Source organism: Magnetococcales bacterium, assembly GCA_015232395.1.
In the GTDB taxonomy this organism is placed as follows: Bacteria; Pseudomonadota; Magnetococcia; order Magnetococcales; family JADFZT01; genus JADFZT01.
The window spans coordinates 1-22,691 of the sequence record JADFZT010000053.1 but is presented as its reverse complement, the minus strand read 5'-3'; the positions used below and the strand labels follow the sequence as shown (position 1 = coordinate 22,691).

At 54.5% G+C, this 22,691-nt stretch carries 10 protein-coding genes; 2 read left to right on the top strand and 8 right to left on the bottom strand.

Features of this window, described 5'->3' with window-relative positions; translation table 11 throughout:
* Window positions 1-11: 11 nt before the first annotated feature.
* From HQL52_14055 to HQL52_14045, 3 genes are read right to left on the bottom strand one after another with little or no spacing between them, the layout of a single operon-like run.
* Window positions 12-281, bottom strand: coding sequence for a lipid-A-disaccharide synthase N-terminal domain-containing protein (locus HQL52_14055; protein ID MBF0370572.1), 270 nt, complete (start codon window positions 279-281; stop codon window positions 12-14).
* Between the two features lie 16 nt (window positions 282-297).
* Window positions 298-1,107 (bottom strand): glycosyltransferase family 2 protein, encoded by an 810-nt coding sequence (locus HQL52_14050; GenBank protein MBF0370571.1) that lies wholly within the window; start codon window positions 1,105-1,107, stop codon window positions 298-300.
* A 4-nt stretch (window positions 1,108-1,111) separates the two neighbouring features.
* On the bottom strand, window positions 1,112-2,668 hold the full coding sequence (locus tag HQL52_14045) for a hypothetical protein (protein MBF0370570.1): 1,557 nt from the start codon (window positions 2,666-2,668) through the stop codon (window positions 1,112-1,114).
* Window positions 2,669-3,103: 435 nt separating this feature from the next.
* Between HQL52_14045 and HQL52_14040 the strand changes: the two genes are divergently transcribed.
* Both HQL52_14040 and HQL52_14035 read left to right on the top strand, forming a co-directional pair.
* Complete coding sequence (locus tag HQL52_14040) at window positions 3,104-4,633, top strand: RCC1 repeat- and reductase domain-containing protein (GenBank protein MBF0370569.1); 1,530 nt, start codon at window positions 3,104-3,106, stop codon at window positions 4,631-4,633.
* A gap of 1,350 nt (window positions 4,634-5,983) precedes the next feature.
* Window positions 5,984-9,460, top strand: coding sequence for a thrombospondin type 3 repeat-containing protein (locus HQL52_14035; GenBank protein ID MBF0370568.1), 3,477 nt, complete (start codon window positions 5,984-5,986; stop codon window positions 9,458-9,460).
* A 682-nt stretch (window positions 9,461-10,142) separates the two neighbouring features.
* Here HQL52_14035 and HQL52_14030 read toward each other — a convergent pair.
* From HQL52_14030 to HQL52_14010, 5 genes are all read right to left on the bottom strand, one after another.
* Window positions 10,143-11,339, bottom strand: a complete 1,197-nt coding sequence (locus HQL52_14030) for a response regulator (GenBank protein MBF0370567.1) — start codon at window positions 11,337-11,339, stop codon at window positions 10,143-10,145.
* A gap of 89 nt (window positions 11,340-11,428) precedes the next feature.
* Window positions 11,429-12,493, bottom strand: coding sequence for a response regulator (locus HQL52_14025; GenBank protein MBF0370566.1), 1,065 nt, complete (start codon window positions 12,491-12,493; stop codon window positions 11,429-11,431).
* Between the two features lie 6 nt (window positions 12,494-12,499).
* Window positions 12,500-16,216 (bottom strand): response regulator, encoded by a 3,717-nt coding sequence (locus HQL52_14020; protein ID MBF0370565.1) that lies wholly within the window; start codon window positions 16,214-16,216, stop codon window positions 12,500-12,502.
* On the bottom strand, window positions 16,209-20,765 hold the full coding sequence (locus tag HQL52_14015; GenBank protein ID MBF0370564.1) for a response regulator: 4,557 nt from the start codon (window positions 20,763-20,765) through the stop codon (window positions 16,209-16,211). Before HQL52_14015 ends, HQL52_14020 begins: the two co-directional genes overlap by 8 nt.
* Window positions 20,766-21,177: 412 nt before the next feature.
* Entirely contained in the window at window positions 21,178-21,804 is a 627-nt protein-coding gene (locus tag HQL52_14010; GenBank protein ID MBF0370563.1) for a chemotaxis protein CheX, read from the bottom strand.
* Between the last annotated feature and the right edge of the window lie 887 nt (window positions 21,805-22,691).

The following is a 22,691-nucleotide window of genomic DNA, read 5'->3' as shown; positions in this document are numbered from 1 at the left end:
GGCCGTTCCTCCTATGATTCTACCGCCTCCCGGGTTTTGCGTTCTTTTCTTTCCCGGAGAATGAATTGCAGGTTGCGTCCGTAGATAAATAGACCCGCCCCCTGCCCCACGATGAAGACCGGATCCAGGCGATGGAGGGCATAGCTGAAGAGGGTCACCCCCCCCGCCAGGCTGAAATACCAGAAGGCTTCCGGAATGACGCTTTTTTTCAGCTTTTCGCTCGCCAGATATTGCACCACAAAGCGGGCGGAAAAGAGCGCTTGCCCGGTAAAGCCCACCATGAGCCAGAGGGTTTCGTTATCGTTCAAGGTTACTTTCCTCTTCGATCAGGGTCGGGAGGTGGCTGCGTTTGAGAAGCCAGAGGACGCCGAGCAGATCCACCAGGCCTGCTGCCAGTCGATCCAGAATGCCGTAGTGGGATTGTCCTTGCTGCCGGGGTCGGTGGTTCACTGGAACGGAGCGGAAGGTGGCCCCGTGGCGCTTGAAAAGAGCGGGCAAAAAGCGGTGCATGTGGTCGAAATAGGGGAGCTGCAAAAAAAGCGCACGGGAAAAAAGTTTGAGCCCACAGCCGGAATCCGGGGTGGCATCCTGTAATATCCGGGCGCGGATGCGGTTGCCCAGGCGCGAAGCGAGCTTTTTGGAGATGCTGTCCTGGCGGTTGACCCGGTGACCCATGAGAACGTGAAGGGGATCAATCGGCCCCGGCCGGGTGAGCTGGTTCCAGAGTTTGGGAATGTCCGCCGGATCGTTTTGGCCATCCCCATCCAGGGTAACGATCCAGGGCTGGTTGGCGGCCTGAATACCGGTCAAAAGCGCCCGGCTCTGACCACACGCCTCCCGGTGGCGGCAGAGTCGTAGCAGCCCCCCTTCCCGCTTCCCTTCTTGCTCCTTGCCGCTATTTTTTTCAGCCCCTTTGGCTCCCCCATGACCGACCCGAGCCTGTAGCTCCCCCCAGGTGTTATCCCGGCTGCCATCATCCACCACGACGATTTCATACCAGGAATGACCCTCCAGCACCCGGCGGATTTCGTCGATCAGGGCACCGATGTTGCCTGCTTCGTCCCGCACCGGAATCACCACCGAAAAGGTTGTTTCAGCGTGAGCCACGGGGTTACTCCTTGGGGGAAGGGGCTTTTTTGAGGTGAATACGGCGCAGGGGCTGGAGCAGGTAGAGCCGGTCGTTGATTTTTTTCAGATACCGCTTGATCGATCGATCCCGATCCAGCTTGTTGCGCTCAGGTCCGGTGCCGACATATTCATAGATCACCGCCCGCTTGAAATGGAAGCGTCGGGGCAGGCTGGCTCTCCAGGAGGAGGCGTAGTGGATGGTGAGATTGTCCGGAAAAAGCCCCGCCCGCTCCCAGGCTCGGGCGGCTTTGCCCCAATAATAGCGGCTTAAAAAAATCAGGGTGTTATCGTGGGCTGGGGCCAGGGCTTTGATCAAGTCGAGATTTTCCTTCTCCCGGGGTTGCTCGGTCGCCAGGCGCAGATTGTCCATCTCCGGCAGGCTGAGATGGGGTTGGAGCAGTTGATGGGCCTCTGGAAAATCATAATAAACGATGGTGAAGCCGTTACAGAAGAGGAATCCGGCCAGGAGGATGTTTTGTGTCCGGGGCTTGAAGCGCGCGAGCCCCCCCGCCACCCACCAGGCGAGCAGCGGGGCGATGGGCAGATAGTAGCGGCTGTTGTAGATCGCCCCATGATAGAAGAGCAGGGGTAGCGTGAAAATGATCACCACTCCCGGCCACTGCCAGCTTTGACGCCAAGCCCGGGGAGGTCGCCTCAGGAGCAGCGGGGTGAGAAGCCCCAGGGTGATGGAGAGATAGAGCCCGAGATTTTCGAGATTATCCCCCAGGATTTCCAATCGATCCTTCCCCGAGAGAAAATTGCCCTGATTTTTGGACATGTTGAAGGTGGGGAGGAGCCCCTTGTGAGCTGCCAGCAGAAAGATCAGGAGCAGCAAAAAGGGGATCACCCCCTGCCAGAATCGGGCTCGATGCTGTTGCCATTGCCACTGTAGCGTCTCTCTTCGGGCGATGAGGAGCCAGATAAAGATCGGAATCAGCACGAAACCGTGATGCTTGATCCAGACGCTGGCCAGGGTGATCCCGGCAAATCCTGTTCCGTGCCATAAGCTTGCTTCCCGGGAGAGAGATCGATCAGCCAGTAGCAGGGCCAGCAGAAAGAGCCCGGCAAAGAGGGTGTCGGGATAGGCGGAGACAAACTGATAGAGGAGCAAGGGGTTGAAGAGGGTGAGAATGATCCCGAGACGCACCACCTGCTCGGAGAAAGCCTCTTCACGTCCCACCATACGTATCAGAAACAGCAGCGACACCACCCCATAAAAGGTGGTGCCGATCACAGAGGCTACCTTCAATCCGGGATCGCTCCCCAGCCACTGCACCAGGGGGGCGGCCAGAATGGAAAAGCCCATGGGTTTGTTGGAAGCCCGCTCCAGGGTCTCTTGGGAGAGGGGGCCATAGGCGTTGGCTGCCAGGGAAATCTCGGAATAGAGCAGACTGTTGCGGACGTTTGGATAATCCTGATGGAGCCAGCTGAACCAGGCTCCCAAAAGAACCATCACCAGAACGAAGGCCCAGGGGGAGTTGAGGTGTTGATAAAGCCTCGCCCGATCCATCAGGGGCTCTGCGGGGGGGGTATCGGGCATGGGGTGGTGTGGTTTGGGGATCCCAAATCGCTATCGTATTCGTCTTAAAACAACACCATATCACGAATCCCCCCCACGCCTCACCCCTCTCCCACCCTGCCCCCCATTTGACCAGGGGATGATGGGGGCAGGAAAGGCACTCCCAAACCGGCCTCACCCCAGCCATCCCCATCTTCCCTCAATTTGCATGTTTTTATCTTCTATTATGATGGTATGGCTCATTGTGTTGATTGTATATTGATCCTCTTTTTTGGAAAAATGATCCGCGACGATATTTTTTGTTGGCAATCTTTTCAGTGATCGTTTAGAGTATGTTTAACAGTGAATGTGAATAATATTAACGCATGTTAACCAATAATGAATGCGCATGTTTTTTTGTTAACTTTTTCACTTTTTTCTGCCCAATCATTATGATGCCGTTGTGGGTGAATGATCATGAAATATCCTCTTTCCATCCTGCTTTTCCTGCTCGCCTTTGGGCCTTCAATGGCCATGGCTGTGGAGCCGATGGTGGCCACGGGGATCTATCACACCCTTGCGTTGAAATCCAACGGCACTGTTTGGTCATGGGGATACAATAATTACGGTCAGCTTGGAGATGGAACGACTCGCAATCATTTCAATCCGGCTGAAGTTCCAGCTCTTTCCGATGTCGTAGCCATTGGTGCTGCCTACAATGCCAGTTATGCCGTCAAGTCCGATGGCACTGTTTGGGCATGGGGGAACAACGCCTTGGGGCAGCTTGGCAATGGAACAGTGACATCCTTCAGCACCGATCCTCTACAGATTCCGGGCTTGGAAGAGGTGGTTGCCATTACTGGCGGCAATAGCTTTGCCGTCGCCCTGCAAAGAGATGGCGGCTTGATGGCTTGGGGGTCCAGGAGCTCAGGCCGATTGGGAGATGGATCCATTGATTTTAATCAGTACCGATTTTCACCGGAAAAGGTGGTTGGTCCAGAGGATATCGTTTCTGTTTCTGCGGGAGATGGACATGCCGCTGCCGTTGCATCAGATGGAACGCTTTGGGTTTGGGGAGATAACTCTTATGGCCAACTTGGCACCGGTGGGATCGGTGTTCATGCCCTTCCGGTTTCCACGGAAGCTTTTGGGGAGGAAATCATCGATGTTTCCGTTGGGTGCTGGCACACCCTCGCTCTGCAGAGCAACGGCCAACTGATGGCTTCTGGGGGGAATTTTACCGGGCAACTGGGTGATGGAACCACTGAGGAGAAAGAAAATCCCGTAGCTGTACTCGATATCACGGATGTAGAAACTGTTTCAGCCTTTTGTCAAAGCAGTGCCGTCTTAAAATCCGATGGAACCGTTTGGACATGGGGAGAGAATAGCAGTGGTATATTGGGTGTGGGGAGTGCCCAGGTCCACCATTCCCCTGTGGAGGTTCCTGATCTTTTCAATATGATGGCCATTTCTTCAAATGGTATGCATATGGTCGTCGTTGACAACAATGGAGCCGTTTGGAGTTGGGGGTACAATGGATATGGGGAATTGGGCGATGGTACATTTTCAACGCGCTATTCCCCCGTTCAGGTCGTAGATGCAAATGGCGAACCCTTCTCCCTCCATGCCGAGGAGGTGATCGAAGATTGCGATGAGGATGGGCTGGCTGATGAAGAGGATGAAGACGACGATAACGACGGTCTGCCCGATGAGTTTGAAGCCGACAATCTCCTCGACCGCTGCAATCCCGACGACGCCGAAGATGACTTTGACGGGGATGGCTACACCAACCTGGAAGAGTATGATGCCCTGACCAATCCGGGGGATGCTCGCTCCAACCCCGATACGGTGGGGGGAGAGGTGACAGCTGAAAGCGCTACCCTGGAAGGGGGGGTGCTGCGGATTCCCCGGGTGGAGAGCCCCCATGGTTCCGTCAGCATGATTCTGCAATCGCATCCCCCGAAAATCTATCAATTTCACGTGACCAAAAGTACACCTTTGGAATAACCCCAAAGGGGAGATCGTGACGCCTCCTCCTTCCTTTTCACGATCTCTCTGCCCTCCTTCACCAGGATGCGTCCGTGGCTGAAGGAGGACCACCTCTTTACCTCTCAAGGGGGCTGGCTCAAGTTATTTAACCTAAATCCGGCAGTTGGGCGTGTGTGGCTGGTGCAGAATATTGGTTCGCATAGTGAATTGGGAGAAATCGCTGTCACCTTATTGGTCACAAGACTTTCTCCCGATTTGCTCGGTGGATCAAGAGGCTGGGGCATGTACGTACGTCCAACTGCCGGATTTAGGTTTAACAGACACATCCGGCGTAACTCCAAAGGGAGATCGTGACCTTTATCCTTCCTTTTCACGATCTCCCTGCCCTCCTTCACCACCTCCCTGCCAAGTGGCTGAAGGAGGGCACTCATTTTTCCGGCAACCTCCTCGATGAACAGTCTTAACCTATATATGCATTTTTCAGATGGATCGTTTCCCTCCTCCAGTGAAAATGTGGTACCCATGATTTCCCTCTACAGAATAAAGCGCACAACTGTCTTTATTATGGTAATTTATTGAAGGCACGGGTAGAATGTGTTGTATATATACTGCATGTAAACAGAGTTAATGTGCATTAACAATAATTAATGGTTAATGTTTGAACTTTTTTGTTCTGGAATATCTCCGCCAAACCGGATGGTGAGACGTTTTCGAGCTTCATCCCCTTATCCAGGAGCTGATGCCTTGTCCGTACGGGAGCGGTTGTGGTCGGCCTTGGGATGCGGAAATGATGGTTTATGACATTTTTCGCGACGAAGCGATCCTTGCCTATGGCCCGAACCTCGATGTCATCCACTGTATGGATGAGTGAGGCCCATTTTCATCCTCTCCCTCCCCTCCTTTAACCACGCATTTTTCGTGGCTGCAGGAGGGCTTCCTATCAGAATAAAAATAGCCGGCATCATTCAGTATGATGACTGCTTGTGTTGAATGTCGAAATTCTGGTCTCCAGGATAGGCGTTTATTCCTGTATTGAGCAAAAAATGCACATGGTCATCTTTTTCATGGCAATTCATCTGAGAATTCGATAGAATATATTATATTAATGCTTGTTAACAGGGTTAATGTGCATTAACAACGACTGAATGTTTTATTTAAGGTTGTTTGGTCTCGCCTCAGGTTTTTCATGGTTTTGGTTTGATGCAGGTCTGTTCGGCTCCATTTTTGAGTCGTTCCACCTGAAACACCCAAACCATTGCTGGATGAAATGGCCTCGGCAGTTAAAGCCCCTGGCCGCTGTTTGAATGCCACACGAAACCTTATCGTTACACGTTATTTGGTCAGTTCAATTATGCAGGGAGTCGATTCATGATCAGCAATGCTTTGCGTACGCGCCCTACCCCCTTTCGTCTCTTCACCCTTCTATCCTTGTTTATATGGATACCCCCCGCCGGAGCTGTGGAGTCCATGGTTTCGGCCAACGACGCCCACACCCTGGTTTTACGCGCCGACGGCACGGTGTGGGGCTGGGGGCGCAACGATTTTGGCCAGCTGGGGGACGGCACCACCGATAACGCCCTGACGCCGGTTCAGGTGGAGGGGCTTTCTGACGTGGTGGCAATATCCGCCGGCTTTTACCACTCCCTGGCCGTGCTTTCCGACGGCACTGTCATGTCCTGGGGCTACAACGGATACGGCCAGCTGGGGGATCGCACCACCCGGGATAGGTACACCCCCGTGGAGGTGGACAACCTGGACAATGTGGTCGCTGTTGCAGCCGGCCAGCAACACTCCGCTGCGCTGACCTCAGACGGAACGGTCTATGCCTGGGGAGACAACGCCGCAGGGCAGATCGGTAACGGCTATGTCAACTCCTACATCTCCATGCCCACCCGGGTGAGCAATCTGCTCTATGTCTCCGCCATCGCAGCTGGCTCCAACCATACCATCGCCCTCAAAACCAACGGCACCCTGCGTGCTTGGGGCTCCAACAATAAAGGCCAGCTGGGTAACGGCTCCACCAGCAACTCCAACACCCCGGTCCATGTCTCCAACGTAGAGGATGCCATCGCCATAGACGCCGGTTTTTATCACTCCGTCGCCATGGGCACCGATGGCACGGTCTGGACCTGGGGGAACAACGCCTATGGCCAGCTGGGAGATGGCACCCAGAGCAACAGCGCCTACCCCGATGAAGTGACCGGTTTGGGGGATGTGGTTGCCATTTCAGCCGGGGGTGAGGGCCAAACCATGGCCATGCTCTCCGACGGCACGGTGATGGCCTGGGGCCACAACGAAAAAGGCCAGCTGGGTACCGGCACCGAGGATGACAGCAAGCTACCGGTGGAGACCCTGGTGACCGGAATGGATGGGATCGCCACCGGTGGTTATCACACCGTGGGCTGGGACGATTCCGGCAGCCTCTATGCCTGGGGCCACAATCTCTACGGCCAGGTGGGTGACGGCACCCAGGTCAATCAATCCACACCGGTGGAGGTGGTGACCGACAGTGGCACCCCCTTCCTGCTGGAATCCAACACCCGCTTTGAAGATGTCTACGAGAGCCATTGGGCCATCGACGAGATCGAAATCATGGCCGATACCGGTATTACCTCCGGCTGTGACGCCAGCAACTACTGTCCGGACAACACCCTGCAACGGGCGGAGATGGCGATCTTTCTGCTTCGGGCCCAGTATGGTGCCGATGAGATGCCGGAGGATGCCACGGGGAGCTATTTCGACGATGTTCCCGCCAGTTTTTGGGCGGGCAACTATGTAGAGGAGCTTTCCCGCCTGGGCATCACCAGCGGTTGCGACTCCGACAACTTTTGCCCCAGCCGGGAGATCACCCGCTCGGAGATGGCGATCTTCCTGCTGCGGACCAAATATGGCTCTGACTATGTGCCACCGGAGGCCACCGGCACGGTGTACGATGATATTTCCGCTGACTATTGGGCAGCGGGATTCATCGAGCAGCTGGCTAATGAGGGGTTTGCCGACGGCACCATCGAATCGGGCCGGGAGTGTGGAGATGAGAGCTATTTTTGTCCCAGCCTCGATATCAACCGGGCGGAGATGGCGGTCTTCCTGGTGCAAACCTTTGATCTGGATGGAGACGGTTCCAGTGGCGATGGCGACGGGGATGGCGATGGCGACGGCGAGGAAGGGTTGGATGACTTCGAATCCGACGACACCAGCGACGATGCTTCCATTCTCACCGCCGGTACCACCCAAAACCACTCCATCGATCCCGTCGAGGATCTGGACTGGGCCGCATTTGAGCTGACAGTGACCTCAGCCGTCACCCTGGAAACCTCCGGTGAGAGCGGCGACACCCTGATGATGCTCTACGACGAAGATCTCGAAGAGCTTTATACCAACGACGACAGCGGCACAGGCGAATTTTCCCAAATCAGCTACGACTGCGACGATCCCCTGGCCCCTGGAACCTATTATGTCCGCATCGAGGAGCGCAGCAACGACGAAACCATCGCCGCCTACAATCTCGATTTGACCGTCTCCACCTGCTCCGGTTATGACGCCGACGGCGATGGGGTCGATGACACCGAGGATGCCTTCCCCAGCGATGAGACCGAAACCACCGATACCGATGGCGACGGCATAGGGGATAACAGCGACACCGATGATGATGGTGACGGGGTCGAAGATTCCGAGGATGCTTTCCCTCTGGATGCGACGGAAATCACTGATACCGATTCGGATGGCATCGGCAACAACAGCGATGACGACGACGATGGCGACGGGGTGTCGGATCTCCTGGACAGCTTCCCTCTGGATGCCACGGAAACCACCGATACCGATCTGGATGGCATCGGTAACAACAGCGACAGCGATGATGATGGTGACGGGGTGGCAGATTCCGAGGATGCCTTCCCTCTGGATGCGACCGAAACCACGGATACCGATGGCGATGGCGTGGGCGACAATGCCGACACCGATACCGATGGCGACGGCGTATCCGACAGCGAAGACGCCTTCCCCAATGATGCCACGGAAACCACCGATACCGATGGGGATGGCACCGGTGACAACACCGATACCGACGACGATGGCGATGGCTTGGTGGATGGCTCGGACGCCTTCCCCTTGGATAGCAGCGAAACCACTGATACCGATTCGGACGGCACCGGTGACAACGCCGATACCGATGACGATGGCGACGGGGTGGAGGATGGCTCGGACGCCTTCCCCTTGGATAGCAGTGAAACCACCGATACCGATGGTGATGGTACCGGTGACAACGCCGATACCGATGATGATGGCGACGGGGTAGAGGATGGTTCGGACGCCTTCCCCCTGGATAGCTCTGAAACCACCGATACCGATGGTGATGGCATCGGCGACAACGCTGATACCGATACCGATGGTGATGGGGTAGAGGATGGCTCGGACGCCTTCCCCTTGGATGCGACTGAAACCACCGACACCGATGGTGATGGCATCGGCGACAACGCTGATACCGATACCGATGGTGATGGGGTAGAGGATGGCTCGGACGCCTTCCCCTTGGATGCGACTGAAACGACGGATACCGATTCGGACGGTACCGGTGACAACGCCGATACCGATGATGATGGCGACGGGGTGGAAGATGGCTCGGACGCCTTCCCCTTGGATGGCAGTGAAACGACGGATACCGATTCGGACGGTACCGGTGACAACGCCGATACCGATGATGATGGCGACGGTATGACCGATACCTTCGAAGATCAGTATGGGCTTGATTCCCTGGATGCCAATGATGCCACTGATGACACCGATGGCGATGGCGCTACCAACCTGGAAGAGTTCCAGGCGGGAACCGATCCCACGGTGGTTGATTGATCGTAATGGGTCGGATGATTTCGTCCAACAGCGTTGCGGGCTCTCTCCTCTGGCCAAACCGGGGAGAGAAGTCCGCCATGAAAGTCACCTACCCACAGCATCTATCCCCTCCATGATGCCGACTGGACCACTTTCGATCTGACCGAAGGGTCAGCGATCACCCTGGAAACTTCAAGTGGAATGGGGGATGTGGTGGCAGGAGATACCATCATGTGGCTTTACGACAGCACCTATCAGCCCTTGGTCGTCAACGATGATGGCCTCTCCTACTATTATCCTAAATCCGGCAGTTGGGCGTACGCACATGCCCCAGCCTTTTGATCCACCAAGCAAATTGGAAGAAAGCCTTGTGACCAACAAGGTGACGGCGGTTTCTCCCAATTCACTATGTGAACCAATATCCTGTACCAGCCACACACGCCCAACTGCCGGATTTAGGATTATTCCATCATCAGCTATGATTGCGACGATCCCCTCCCGGCGGGAACCTATTATGTCCTGGTTTTGGATTGGGCCAACAATTCCACCATCGAAAGCGACGATCTGGATTTGGCGGTCACCTCTTGTGAGGGCTTCTGATGGTGGCCAGATTTGGGAAGGGGGAAAACCATTTATCGGTTTCTCCAGTCTGACGGGGGAAGATCGGGTTGGGGGTGGGACTTCGGATGGAAGGAGTGAAACTTTAAGCCTGTTCCGTGCCGAGTATCACCGAAAAGACGATGACGGTACCGCTGCTGTCGGATTGGACCACTCCCAGCTCTCCGGACATCATCTGGACCAGTTTTTTGCAGATCGCAAGGCCCAGCCCAAAGCCGCCATGGCGTCTCGTTTTGGGGGACTCCACCTGGGTGAAGGCTTCAAAAATCAGTTGCAGCTTTTCCGGGGAGATGCCACATCCAGTATCGGCCACGCGAAAGGTGAGGCGGGCTTTGTCTGGTACAGGGGTGGCCGTCGCTTCCACCGTGAGGGAGACCCCACCCTGCTTGGTAAATTTGATGCCATTGCCGATCAAGTGATTCAAAACCTGCCCCAAGCGCCGGGAATCTCCCCGGACGCTACATCTGGCAGAGGCCTTGATCTCCATCTCCAGGGTCAGCCCTTTGCGTCCAGCCTCCTGTTTCAGATCTGCCAGGGTCTCTTCCAGGAATGAATCGATCTGGAAGGGTTTGTCCGAGAGGATGAAACGCTGCTGATCCATCTGGACAAAATCAATGATATCATTGATGTTTCCCAGCAGGTTGACGCCGCTTTCATGGATGATGCGCACCGGCTCCCGAATCGAGGGGCTGAGGGGGGCTCCTTGGGGATCTCCTTCCAGAAGAAATTCCGAAAAACCGATGATGCTGTTCAAGGGAGTACGCATTTCGTGGCTGATGACCGCGAGAAACTCCTCCTTGACCTGGTTGGCGCTTTCCAACTGGGAGACCGCCTGTTCCAGATCCCGGGTGCGTTCCTGGACAAGGGTTTCCAGATGCTCCCGGTGGCGTTTCAATTCCAACTGATTGCGAATCCGCGCCTGCAACAACTGGGGAATGGTGGGCTTGCGAATGTAATCCTCGGCGCCCAGGGAAAGTCCCCAGGCTTCATCGTCCGCTGAATCCCGGGAGGTCAAAAAAATGATCGGAATATTCTGGGTGTCGGGTTGGGCTTTCAGGCGTTGGCAGACATCATAACCACTCAAGTCGGGCATCATGATATCCAACAAAATCAGGTCGATTCCCCCAAGAGCTGCCAGTTTGAGGGCCACCTCACCGCTGGTGGCGATCCGTACCGAAAAATGTTCTCCCAAAGCCGACCGGGTGACATCAATCAGTGCTGGCTCATCATCCACCAGCAGGATGGTTTCTCTTTTGGTTTGGGGATTATCCGGCAGCGCCATGGGGCCATCCTGGATTTGAATCGTTGCTGGGTGCCACCCCTGATTTCCATCAATTCCCCCTGCATTCGGATGGGATCGGGAGCAACTGGCTATTCGGGTTGTTCCTGATAGCGATCCATAATCTCTGCAATTTCCGAGCGCAGGGAGAGGAAGAGAGGGGCCAGGGTGGGGTCGAAATGTTCTCCCGTCTCTCTGTTGATCAACGCCAGGGCATCTTCCACCGCCCAGCCCTTTTTGTAAGGGCGCGCCGAGGTCAGGGCATCGAACACATCCCCCACAGCGGTAATCCGGCCTGCCAGGGGAATCTCTTCTCCCTGCAACCCCCGTGGATAGCCTCTGCCGTTCCATTTTTCATGGTGGGTATAGGCGATGACTCCACCCAGGCGTAAAATGTCGGCACTTTGGGGGCCGATGATTTTATGGCCTATTTCGGGGTGGGTCCGAATCACATCAAACTCTTCATCGGTGAGTCTTGCCGGTTTCAGCAAAATCTCATCCGGTATGCCGATCTTGCCGATATCGTGCATGGGAGCAGCATGCAGCAGCAGATCTGCCTCTGGTTCACTCAACCCGGCTTTTAGTGCCAACAACCGGGTAAAATGGCTCATGCGTAAAATGTGCATGCCGGTTTCATTGTCCCGAAATTCCGCTGCCCGGCCCAGCTGGTGAATCATCTCCAGACGGGTTTCCTCCAGGGCCATATTACGGATTGTCAGCTCTGCCGTGCGGGTTTCCACCTGATCAGCCAGATGTTTGTACTGATCGTTCATGGCCAGATGGGTCTTCACCCTGGCCAGCACGATGGGGGGGCTGACAGGCTTGATCAGATAATCCGCCGCCCCCAGTTCAAACCCTTTGGTCTCATCGGCTACCTCTGATTTGGCGGTGACAAAGAGAACCGGAATATGCCGGGTGCTCTCGGATTCCTTCAGCAGTCGGCACGTCTCATAGCCATCCATCACCGGCATCATCACATCGAGCAGGATCAGATCGGGTGGCCTGGGAGACATGGCCACTTTCAGGCCCAACCGACCATTGGTCGCCACCTGGATCCGATAGAGAGGACTCAAAATCTCTTTCAGGATGTCGATGTTTTCCGGTGTATCATCAACGATGAGAATGGTCTTTTTATTGGCTTGAGATAGATTGGACATCAAAACTTAATCCTCAAGGTTGATCCCCTCTTCCTGGGCCCAGGCATCCAGGATAGAGAGGCTTTTTTCATAATCGTAGGCATCCAGGGATTTACGGATGGCATTCACCCGTTCCCTGCGGCTGCCATGGTGTGCCAGGGGGGTCATCTCATCCACCACTTTTTCCACGGCGGAATCAAACACGAGGAGATACTTCCTGGCTTTTCGAAACAGGGGCTCAAAAATGGCTGGAGCCACCTGATCCTGCTTGTTTGATCCATCGCCGGTAGAGGTGCATTTGACCTTGGGATAGGCGGTATCTATGGCGGAAGCGATACGGGCCAGTTCACTGCCGGTCTCTTGCAAAAGCGCTGTGAAGTCAGTGGCTTTTTCCGGGGTTTTGGCCTGTTTTTCCAGTTGCTCTGCCAGCTGTGCCAGCTGTTTGGCGCCGATGGTGGCTGCCACCCCCTTCAGAGCGTGGGCTGTTCGGACGATAGCGGCGTGATCTCCCGCTTCCAGGTGGCGCACCATCTCCAAGCAGGCACCGCCCTGGCTGTGGGTAAATTTGCGCAAAATTTTTCGGTAGAGGACCGCATTGCCACCGACATTTTCGAGCCCTTTGACCAGATCAATCCCCCGAACGGCGGGTAAGGGAGGAGAGACGGCTCTCTTTTTGACGGGTATCGATGCCACGGGCTGGGCCTGGGCTTCTCCCTCTCCCTCCCCGGCTTCGACCAAGGCAGAAGAGGCCGCATCCGGTTGGGTTGCCTGGGAACGCTCATCCCCGAATCCAGCCTCCCGGGAAAAGGCCGCATCGGCATTCACAATCCACTTGGCCAGGGTGGCGTAGAGCTGTTCCGGGACCACGGGTTTGCCGACGTGGTCATTCAGGCCGGCCTGGAGACACTTTTCCCGGTCACCGGTCATGACATTGGCAGTCAAGGCGATCACCGGCAGTTTTTCGGTGCCTGAGAGCTTGCGAATCTGCCTGGTGGCCTCAAAACCATCCATCACCGGCATCTGCAAATCCATCAAAACCCCGTCAAACCCTCCCTTGGTGACCAGCTCCACCGCTTCCTGGCCATTTTCAGCCAGGGTGACCTGAATACCCACCTGTTCCAAAAGCTCCCGGGAGACCTGCTGATTGATTTCGTTATCTTCAGCCAGAAGAATCTGCTTGCCAGCCAATTTTTCAATGGCAGGCTGAAGCTCTGCCGAGGGGTATGGACTCTGAAGCGAGGCGGTCTCATCGAAGGCCGTCAGGATGGCATCCAGCAACGTCGAGAGCAGGACCGGTTTCAGCAGATAGCCATCCAGATATGCGGCACTCGACTCCTCAGAATCCACCTGCTCCTGACCATAAGCGGTCACCATGACGATCTTGGGCTTTTTCGAGAGTATCAGCTCTTCCTTGATATGCCGAGCGATCTCCAGGCCGTTTAAGCCGGGCATTTTCCAATCCAGCAATACCAGATCAAATGCTTTGCCAGCCTTCTCTTCAGCCACCAGAGAGGCCAGGGCCTTCTCACCACTTTCAGCCAGTTGGATGGTCCAATCAAGAGCGCTCAGATGCTCTGCCAGGATGGTTCGGGCGCTTTCGTTATCATCCACCACCAAAATCTTCAGCGGTTTCATCTCTACTGAAGGGGGTTGCGTCGGATAAACCTTGCCGGGGGCCAGGCTGAGCTTGGCGGTAAAGCGGAAGGTACTGCCACTTTCCGGGGTGCTCTCCACCTCGATTTTACCCCCCATCAGGCCCACCAACCGCTTGCTGATGGCCAGCCCCAGGCCGGTCCCGCCATATTTGCGGGTAGTGGAGGAATCCCCCTGGGAAAACTCCTGAAAAAGATTTTCCAACTGCCCCGGGCTCATGCCAATCCCGCTATCCTCTACCCGAAATTCCAGGGTGATCTCCTTCCCGATAGCCTCCACCACCCGAGTGCCGATCACCACCTCTCCCTGATGGGTAAATTTGATGGCGTTGCCCACCAGATTGATGAGAACCTGACTGAGACGATGGGCGTCTCCCATCAGATGGGAAGGGAGATCTTGGGTGGTGTCCAGGAGCAGTTCCAGGTTTTTTTCCTGGCTTTTGACCCCCATCATCGCCACCACCCCCCCCAAAAGTTCGACCAGGGAAAAGGAGGCCCGCTCCATGGTGAGCTTGCCCGCTTCGATTTTGGAAAAATCCAAAATATCGTTGATCAGGGATAAGAGGGCGTTGGCGGAAAGGTTGACCTTGTTGAGATAGTCGCTCTGTTGGGAGGTGAGATCGGTGAGCTGACACAGATGGGTAAAACCGATGACCGCATTGAGGGGGGTGCGGATTTCATGGCTCATGTTGGCCAAAAAATCCCCCTTGGTTCGGCTCGCTTCTTCGGCTTTTTTACGGGCCTGGATCAGCTCGGCGGTGAACTCCTTTTGTTCCGTCACATCCACCAGCACACCGATGATCGACGGTTTGACCGCCACGTTGGATTTTTCAAATTTGGAGAGGATGAAATCCATGGTATGCAGCTGGCCATCCCCCGCCGTCAGCTCTATCTCGATTTGGCTCCGGTGGGCCTGAGAATCCGCCAGCAGTTCTGAAAGCACACTCTCCAGGCTGGTTTTTTCCGCCTCGCCGAAGAGATCCTTGAGAAAGGCCCCCTCCAGATCATCCCCGTCCACCCGGGTAAATTTTCTGAAGGCATCGTTGGAAAAGATCAGCTGCCCCTGATTTTCCAGATAAAAAATCGGTAACGGCACCGCATCAATCAGTTGTCTTAAGAGCATCCGCTCTTCCATAAAGGCCTTCTGGGCCTTCTGGCGGTCGGTGACATCCCGGATCACCCCCACGGTGCCGATATATTGTCGGGTGCGATAGGAGGTTTCACTCCCCACGTCGCCATAGAGCCCGGTGCTGTTGACCTCGACGTTAACGGTGGTGGGGGTGATGTTTTTGATCTCAATGGCTTCAGCCATCGCCCCGGATTTTGATTTCAGGCGCAACTCCAGGCCCACCGTCATGCGCATCCCACTGCGGCGCTCGTCAAACACCTTTTGTCCAGGGTTCTGTGTGCCCTTGCCGATTTTATCGATAATCTTGGTGAGGCAGGCCTGGGAGACATCATTCCCATGGATAATTTCGGTAAAGTGCTTGCCGATCAGGTCTGTTTGATGATAGCCCAACCGCTCGATGGATTTGTTGAGGAAGGTGAAACGCCCCTCGGCATCGATCTTATAGACGATGTCGGGAATGGTCTGAACCAAGCTGCGAAATCGTTCTTCAGAGGCAGAAAGCTGCTCCATGCTGTCGGTGAGTCGATCGTTGATTTCATTCAAACGACGGTTTTGTTTATCCATCTCCCGGTTGAATTGACGCACCGCCAGATGGGTCTTCACCCGGGCTTGCACCACATAGGGGCTGATGGGTTTGGTGATATAATCCACCGCCCCGATCTGTAACCCCAACAGCTCATCTTCATCCCTGGTACGGGCGGTGACGAAAATGACCGGTATTTCCTGGGTGTCGGGATCTTTTTTAAGCTGGCGGCACACTTCATAGCCATCTATCTCCGGCATCATGATATCCAGGAGGATCAGGTCCGGCTGGGGGATCATGGATGCAAGACGCAAGGCCAGGGGGCCGTTGATGGCCAGGCGGAGCATATAGTCATCCCGCAGGGTGGCTTTCAGGATGTCCAAATTATCTGGGGAATCATCAACGATCAGGATGATGGGTTTTTCTGCCGTCTCAGACATCGCTTGTCTCCAGATCGATCCCAAACCGTTGGGCACACTGGACCAATTGGGCCAGAGCCCCTTCAAAATCATACTGGGAAACAGCTTTTTCGATGGCAGCTATCTCTTGGATCATCTCCGGGGAAAGAGGCCTTTTTTTCAGGGAAGCCAGGGTGGTTTCCACCTCGGCATCAAAAATGGCCAATTGTTCTGCGGCCTTTCGTAGCCAGCTGTTGCGCTCTCTGATCGACTCTTGTGTCTCAGGGACGGTCTCATCCCGGACCACCATTTCACAGGCCTCTTTTGGCAGGGCCTGGTCGATGGCGCTACACACTTCACTCAACGCTTCCCCCACCTGAGCCAAGGCTCCATCAATACTGACCGTTTGGTTGCGATCCTTGATGGCAAACTCCAGCACTTCCGCCAAATCTTGCAGTTTTTCCGCACCGATGGCTCCGGAAACCCCCTTCAGGGTGTGGGCCAGGCGTTGGGCAGTCTCCATATCCTGGATCTCCAGGGCATTGCGGATGGCTGTTGCTGCTCCCCCCTGGTTTTCAAGGAAGCGCCCCAAGAGAGAAAGATAGCCTTTGAGATTGCCCCCCATGCGCATTAAACCGGTTTGGACATCCACTCCCGGGATGTGGGGCGGCTCGTTTGCAGCTTCTTGTGTCGATGCAGCCTTTCCCGTCCCTTCAGCCGAATCGGTGGCAGAGGGCAGCGGTTGGGGTGCGCTGGGTTTCACCCAATGGGCCAGGGTGGAAAAGAGGTCGCTGGGATTGACCGGTTTGGCAATGTGATCCTGCATACCCGCCTCCAGACACCGCTCCCGATCTCCGGACATGGCGTTGGCGGTCATGGCGAGAATGGGCAGATCCCACAGGTGCGCCTCTTTACGAATCTTTTGGGTGGCGGTGAGGCCATCCATCACCGGCATCTGCACATCCATCAACACCCCATCGAACTCTTCCCGGGTCACCAGATCCAGTGCCTGCTGGCCATTTTCAGCCAGTACCACCGTGATGTTGGCCTGCTCCAGCAGCTCCCGGGCCACCTGTTGGTTGATCTCGTTGTCCTCCACCAGCAAAATTTTTGCGCCGGAGAGCACCGCCCGAAAATCCTTGCCTTCAGAATAATCCCTGCCCGCTTTTTTGCCATCTGGCCGGGTTTTGCCAAAGGCCTCCATGACCACTTCAAAGAGGAGACTCTGGCTGATGGGCTTAACCAGGAAGCCCGACACCTGGGCCTCCTCGGCGGCACGCTTGATGACACTCTCTTCCCCATAGGCGGTGGCCATGATCACCACCGGCGGTTTTTTAAGATCAAGCTCCTTGCGGATTTTGGCGGCAGCGGTGATGCCATCCAGCTCCGGCATCATGTAGTCGGTCACCACCAGGTCGAAAGGCTCTTCGGCCAGCTCCGCCTCTTGTACGGCGATGATCGCCTCCTTGCCATCCCGGGCCTTGGTCACCTTGAAGGAAAAAGAGGTGAGATAGTCCGCCATGATGCCCCGGGCGCTGTCGTTGTCGTCCACCGCCAAAACCTTCATGCCCCGCAGATCGGTAGAGGGGATCAGGTTCTTTTCCACCACCCGGTTTGAAACCCCCAAGTGGACATCGAAGATAAACCGGGAACCTTTGCCCCGTTCACTCTCCACCCGGATGCTTCCCCCCATCATTTCGATCAGACGCTGGGAGATGGTCAGCCCCAAACCGGTGCCGCCATATTTTCGGGTGATGGTGCTATCCGCCTGGGAAAAGGCTTGAAAGAGGCCCGCCTGCTGCTCCGGAGTCATGCCGATGCCGGTATCTCTGAGGGTAAACTGCAAATGGACGGATTCGGTCTCTTGTTCCAGCACCTCGGTGATAACCGCTACCTCTCCCTCTTCGGTAAACTTGATGGCGTTGTTGGCCAGATTGATCAGCACCTGCCCCAAACGTAAGGGATCCCCTACCAGGCTCGGTGGGATCTCCCGGTCTGTTTCCATGAGAAATTCAAGTTTCTTTTCCTGGGCCTTCAGGGAGATCATGGAGGAGATGTTGCCCAACACCTCCTCCAGGGTAAATTCAATCGCCTCCATATCCAGCCGACCCGCTTCGATCTTGGAAAAATCGAGAATGTCGTTAATGATGCGCAGCAGGGAGGTGGCGGAGTTGTGAACCTTGTGGATGTAATCCTTCTGACGGTTGGTGAGGCGGGTTTGCAGGCAGAGATGGCTCAAGCCGATGATGGCATTCATGGGGGTGCGGATTTCGTGGCTCATGTTGGCCAAAAAATCGCTCTTGGCCCGGCCCGCCGCCTCTGCGGCTTCTTTGGCTTCCAACAGCCCGGCTTCCAGCGCCTTCATGGCGGTGACATCGGTGCGGATGGAGACATATTTGAAGGGTTTACCCTTTTCGTTCAGGAAAGGAACGATGGTGGCTCGGACCCAGTAGGAGCTGCCATCCTGCTTATAGTTGCGCACCTCGCCATGCCAGGGGCGACCGTTGGCGATGGTTTTCCACATCTCCTTGTAAAAAGCCAGGGAGTGCTCGTCCGACTTGACCATGCGGTGGTTTTGGCCTATCAACTCCGCTTCGTCGTAGCCGCTGATGGCGATAAACTTGTCGTTGACGTAGGTAATGTTGCCTTTGACGTCGGTAGCGGAAACGATGGCATGTTCGTCCAGGGCCAGCTTCTGGAATTCCAGCTCCCGCATCACTTCCTTTTTGGCCTGGTCCGCACGCTGGCGGGCAATCATGATCAGGCTCACGATCCAGGCGATGGCAAAAGCCATTAAACCGCTGCACAGCAGAATGATGGCTGCGATGGGATGATCCCGCAGATTTTGCATCGACCACATGTTGTGATCGATATGGATGATGGTCGTCCACTTTTGCTCGTTACGCTCGATCCTTTTTTTCAAGTCGTCCCGCATGTAGACAGTCAGGGTGTCAAAAATAAAGTGGCCGTTGAGGGTTCTGAAAGCGCCAGAGGGACGCTGTTGGAGATAGCTCCACATCATCGGATAGCGTGATTCAAAGGTCGCCTCATGCTTAAACAGGAACCCCCAGGCCTCTCCGGCATGGGGAGTCAGAAGAAAATAGCCCTCCTGGTCGATGAGATAGACCTGATTGTCGGAATCCTTGAAAATATCCCGGATCGAATCCAATATCGTATTTCCCAGATAATTCAGTACGATCACGCCCCGCTTGCGACCGTCCCCATCAAAGACCGGGGCTGAAAAACGGATCATCGGCATGTGCGGCTCTTGTATCTGACCATGTTCCACGTTGAGATCAAAACGGGAGATGTGGAACTCCCCTTTGGACAGATTGATGGCACCCTTGAAATAGTCTCGTTCACTTTTGGATTGCAGCTTGGAGATGGGCACAGTGGTGGTTTTGCCGGAATGATCGGAGTTGATGCGGATCAACTCCATGCCCTCCTCATTGAGAAAGCGCACATGGTCGTACACCCGCTTTTCCTGAGCCAGAAACTGCAACTGATGGGTGAGAAATTCTTTGCTCTCTTCATCCACTTTCCGTAAAAAATCGGCCAAATCATCACTTCTGGTCAACAGATCCAGATCGAAGATGACCTCTTCAAGATCGTGGGCGGCTCCCTTGAGAACCCGCTGCAGTTCCTGCTGTCCGGCATATTCCTGCGCCGTCTGCTCCGAAGCGTCGTGAATATAGGCGGTCACCCATAAAATAAGGGCAAATCCCCCCAAAATGATGGACAGATTGCGGATAAAAAGGGATTTGTTTTCCTTTTGAAAAAGATTGGCCAACCCTTCGACCCGCTTTTGGGTCCCTTGCCGCCCCCCATACATATAATGAACCAACATCGCCGAGGCGATCAGAATGAAAAAGGTGATGGCAAGCCCCATCCCCATGGAGAGAGGGTCAAGAAGCTGTTCCGACGGCTGGCATAGTCCTGATCCAGGTATAAACCAGGTGGCCCCCATGGCGATATAATGCATGCCGGAGATGGCGGCCCCCATGATCATGGGGCTGATGTGGCGGCCCCACCCCTTGTCCGGATCAAGGCCTGCTCTTCGGCAAACAGGCCGTGCTTCAATCGCCAAAATAGCCAGTACCACCGCTACCACCAGGGAGAGGACTAACAGGATGGGATCGAACACCATCCGGGCTTCCAGATCCATGGCCATCATGCCGGTATAGTGCATGAGACCAATCCCTGCCCCGCCAATGGCACCACCGATCCAGTGTAGAGATCCTTTCTTCTTCTGGCGGCCAGCCAGATGGAGCATCCAGCCGGAAGTAAGCAGCGCAGGTAAAATGGAAAGAGCGGTCAGGGATAGATCGAAACGGACCGGGATGGGCAGGGTGTAGGCGAGCATGCCGATAAAGTGCATGCCAAAAACACCATTCCCCAGGGCCAGGGCACCAAAAGCGAGCCACGCCCAGTAGGCCCGTGCTTCTTTCTCCCGGCGCAGATGTTGGACCACTGCGAGCCCGGAATAAGCCCCCAAATAGGCGGCAAACAGGGAGAGGATGACCAACGCCGGGTCATAAAAACTCGGGTAGGCCAGGCTCTTCTCCATTCCATCGGTGGCAAATTGCAGCATTCCTCCCTCTTAGCTTGAACTCTGGGCGGCCTGGTGACGGGTGGCTTGGAAAAAAATCAAACTGATCATGGTCAATAGGTGTGGTGGAGGGTTCGTTTGGACTTTAGAAGTTGCAATCAAAACATAAGATAAAGTTGTTTTGGTTGGCAGTCAGGTTAAAGATAAACAACCTAGGAGGGTTTTTGCCCAGATAAGCTTTGTTTATCGCTGTAGACCCATAAAAATCCCACCGGGGAAAAATCCCTCGCCTTTCAGCCAGGCAGTTTTTCCCGCCATCTCCTCCAACCCACGAGTTTCCTTGGATTCATCTGTCATCAATTGGTGCTTGTCTTGGTCCGCCCTTTTGGAAAGTTCGGATAGAAACGGGTTGGCCAGAAATGGTTGCCGGGAAAATCGACCCATTGGCCCGGGTTCAGGTCTTGAACTGACTGAGAAAGCTGTTGCCGCTTTCGATAAATTTGATAATCACCTCTGACCGGGTCATGCCCATTTTTTCGCACAGATCATCGAGGATGGTGACGGTTGTTTCGGTCAGGGCCATATCTATCCGGAGATCCTTTTTTTTCTCTTGTTGGAAAAAGACTTCCACATAGAAGGAGTCCCCATCCAGACTGAAAAAGTGCCGGACGCTCTCCAGGTCGCTTTTATAGTTGATGAGAAAATCGCTGCCGAGAATGACTGAAGGGGGAGAGAGATGAATTTCGCCGACACTCTTTTCCATGTTGCCCTTGATGCCCCCCGCCAGAATATTGCAGATTTCGGCAAAGGCATCTTTGGTGTCTTCGGAAAAAGAGCCCAGATTTTCACCAGCCAGGGCATTGGAGAGCTGGCACGCGACCACTTTGGTGGAAGCCAAACGCACTCCCCCACCCACCCCGCCGCTCAAACCGACGATGGAAGAGACTTCGGAAGGGGCTGGCATGTAAGGAACGCCCGATGGTTTGGCAATGCCCGGTCCTGAGATCACATCCAAAAAAAGCATGGTCGAGGCGATTTCCTGAACGGACTGATCGATCGCATCAATGAGGATATCTTTCACGGGCGTTTCTCTTTCCTCTTTATTGAGGGGGGACGCGCTAATTTAAGGAGATACACGCTATTGATCGAATTTTATTCTAAAAAATAATGAAATTAAACCGTAACCGGGCCAATGTATGAAAATGGTCCAAAAAAATAGCCACAACCCATTTTTGCAAGAGGATGTCACCTTTTTCCATCAAGCAGATGCAGGCAGATTTCAGGAGCCTCTCTCAACCGACCAGCTTCACTCCTCAAAAGCGGTCGAGGATGGGGAGATAAAAAAAATTGTTGTTGCTTAAATCTTCCAAATCCGTCCCCCAACAGCCTCTGAAAATCAGGCCATGCTCCAGCCCATGGAAGCTGTTTTTTTCAGGGATAGACCAGAAAGTTTCCCAAGCTTGTCTGAAAGATTTATATCAAATTTGTAACAGTGTAAATGAAAATGAGTTCCAAATCCTTTTTTCCAGCCATCTGGCCCAGAAAAAAGCACACTGATTGAAGGTTGTTTTCGCTCTTTTGGAAAGGGGGGGATTGCTTGTCCAGGCAGGGAGAGCAACGCACTCTGAGCGTTTCAGCAAGCCATCCGGATTTTTCATCAACCTTCCTGGCTGGATTCCAATCCAGAGAGCTTTTTGCCTGCCTTTTTGTAAATACTCTCTACTGAAATAGACTGTAAATAGATTCAAAAATTCCCAATATCGGAAAAAATCCCCTCTCTCGGATCAAAAAGCTCCGTTTTGTAAAAAATATAGTAGGTCTACCTCAGAGTTGGACACTTTTCCCTGACTCGTCATCCCCGCGAAGGCGGGGATCCAGAGAGAGAATCACAACCCTCAAGGAAAAAACAAAATGTTCTGTAAGTTGCTTATTTTGCAGAAAGTTACTGAAGGTTTGGAAAGGTTCGCG

Coding starts and splice junctions, on each gene's coding strand:
- HQL52_14055 (MBF0370572.1), bottom strand. CDS start 281: ATGGTGGGCTTTACCGGGCAAGCGCTCTTTTCCGCCCGCTTTGTGGTG.
- HQL52_14045 (MBF0370570.1), bottom strand. CDS start 2,668: ATGCCCGATACCCCCCCCGCAGAGCCCCTGATGGATCGGGCGAGGCTT.
- HQL52_14040 (MBF0370569.1), top strand. CDS start 3,104: ATGAAATATCCTCTTTCCATCCTGCTTTTCCTGCTCGCCTTTGGGCCT.
- HQL52_14035 (MBF0370568.1), top strand. CDS start 5,984: ATGATCAGCAATGCTTTGCGTACGCGCCCTACCCCCTTTCGTCTCTTC.
- HQL52_14030 (MBF0370567.1), bottom strand. CDS start 11,339: ATGGCGCTGCCGGATAATCCCCAAACCAAAAGAGAAACCATCCTGCTG.
- HQL52_14025 (MBF0370566.1), bottom strand. CDS start 12,493: ATGTCCAATCTATCTCAAGCCAATAAAAAGACCATTCTCATCGTTGAT.
- HQL52_14020 (MBF0370565.1), bottom strand. CDS start 16,216: ATGTCTGAGACGGCAGAAAAACCCATCATCCTGATCGTTGATGATTCC.
- HQL52_14015 (MBF0370564.1), bottom strand. CDS start 20,765: ATGCTGCAATTTGCCACCGATGGAATGGAGAAGAGCCTGGCCTACCCG.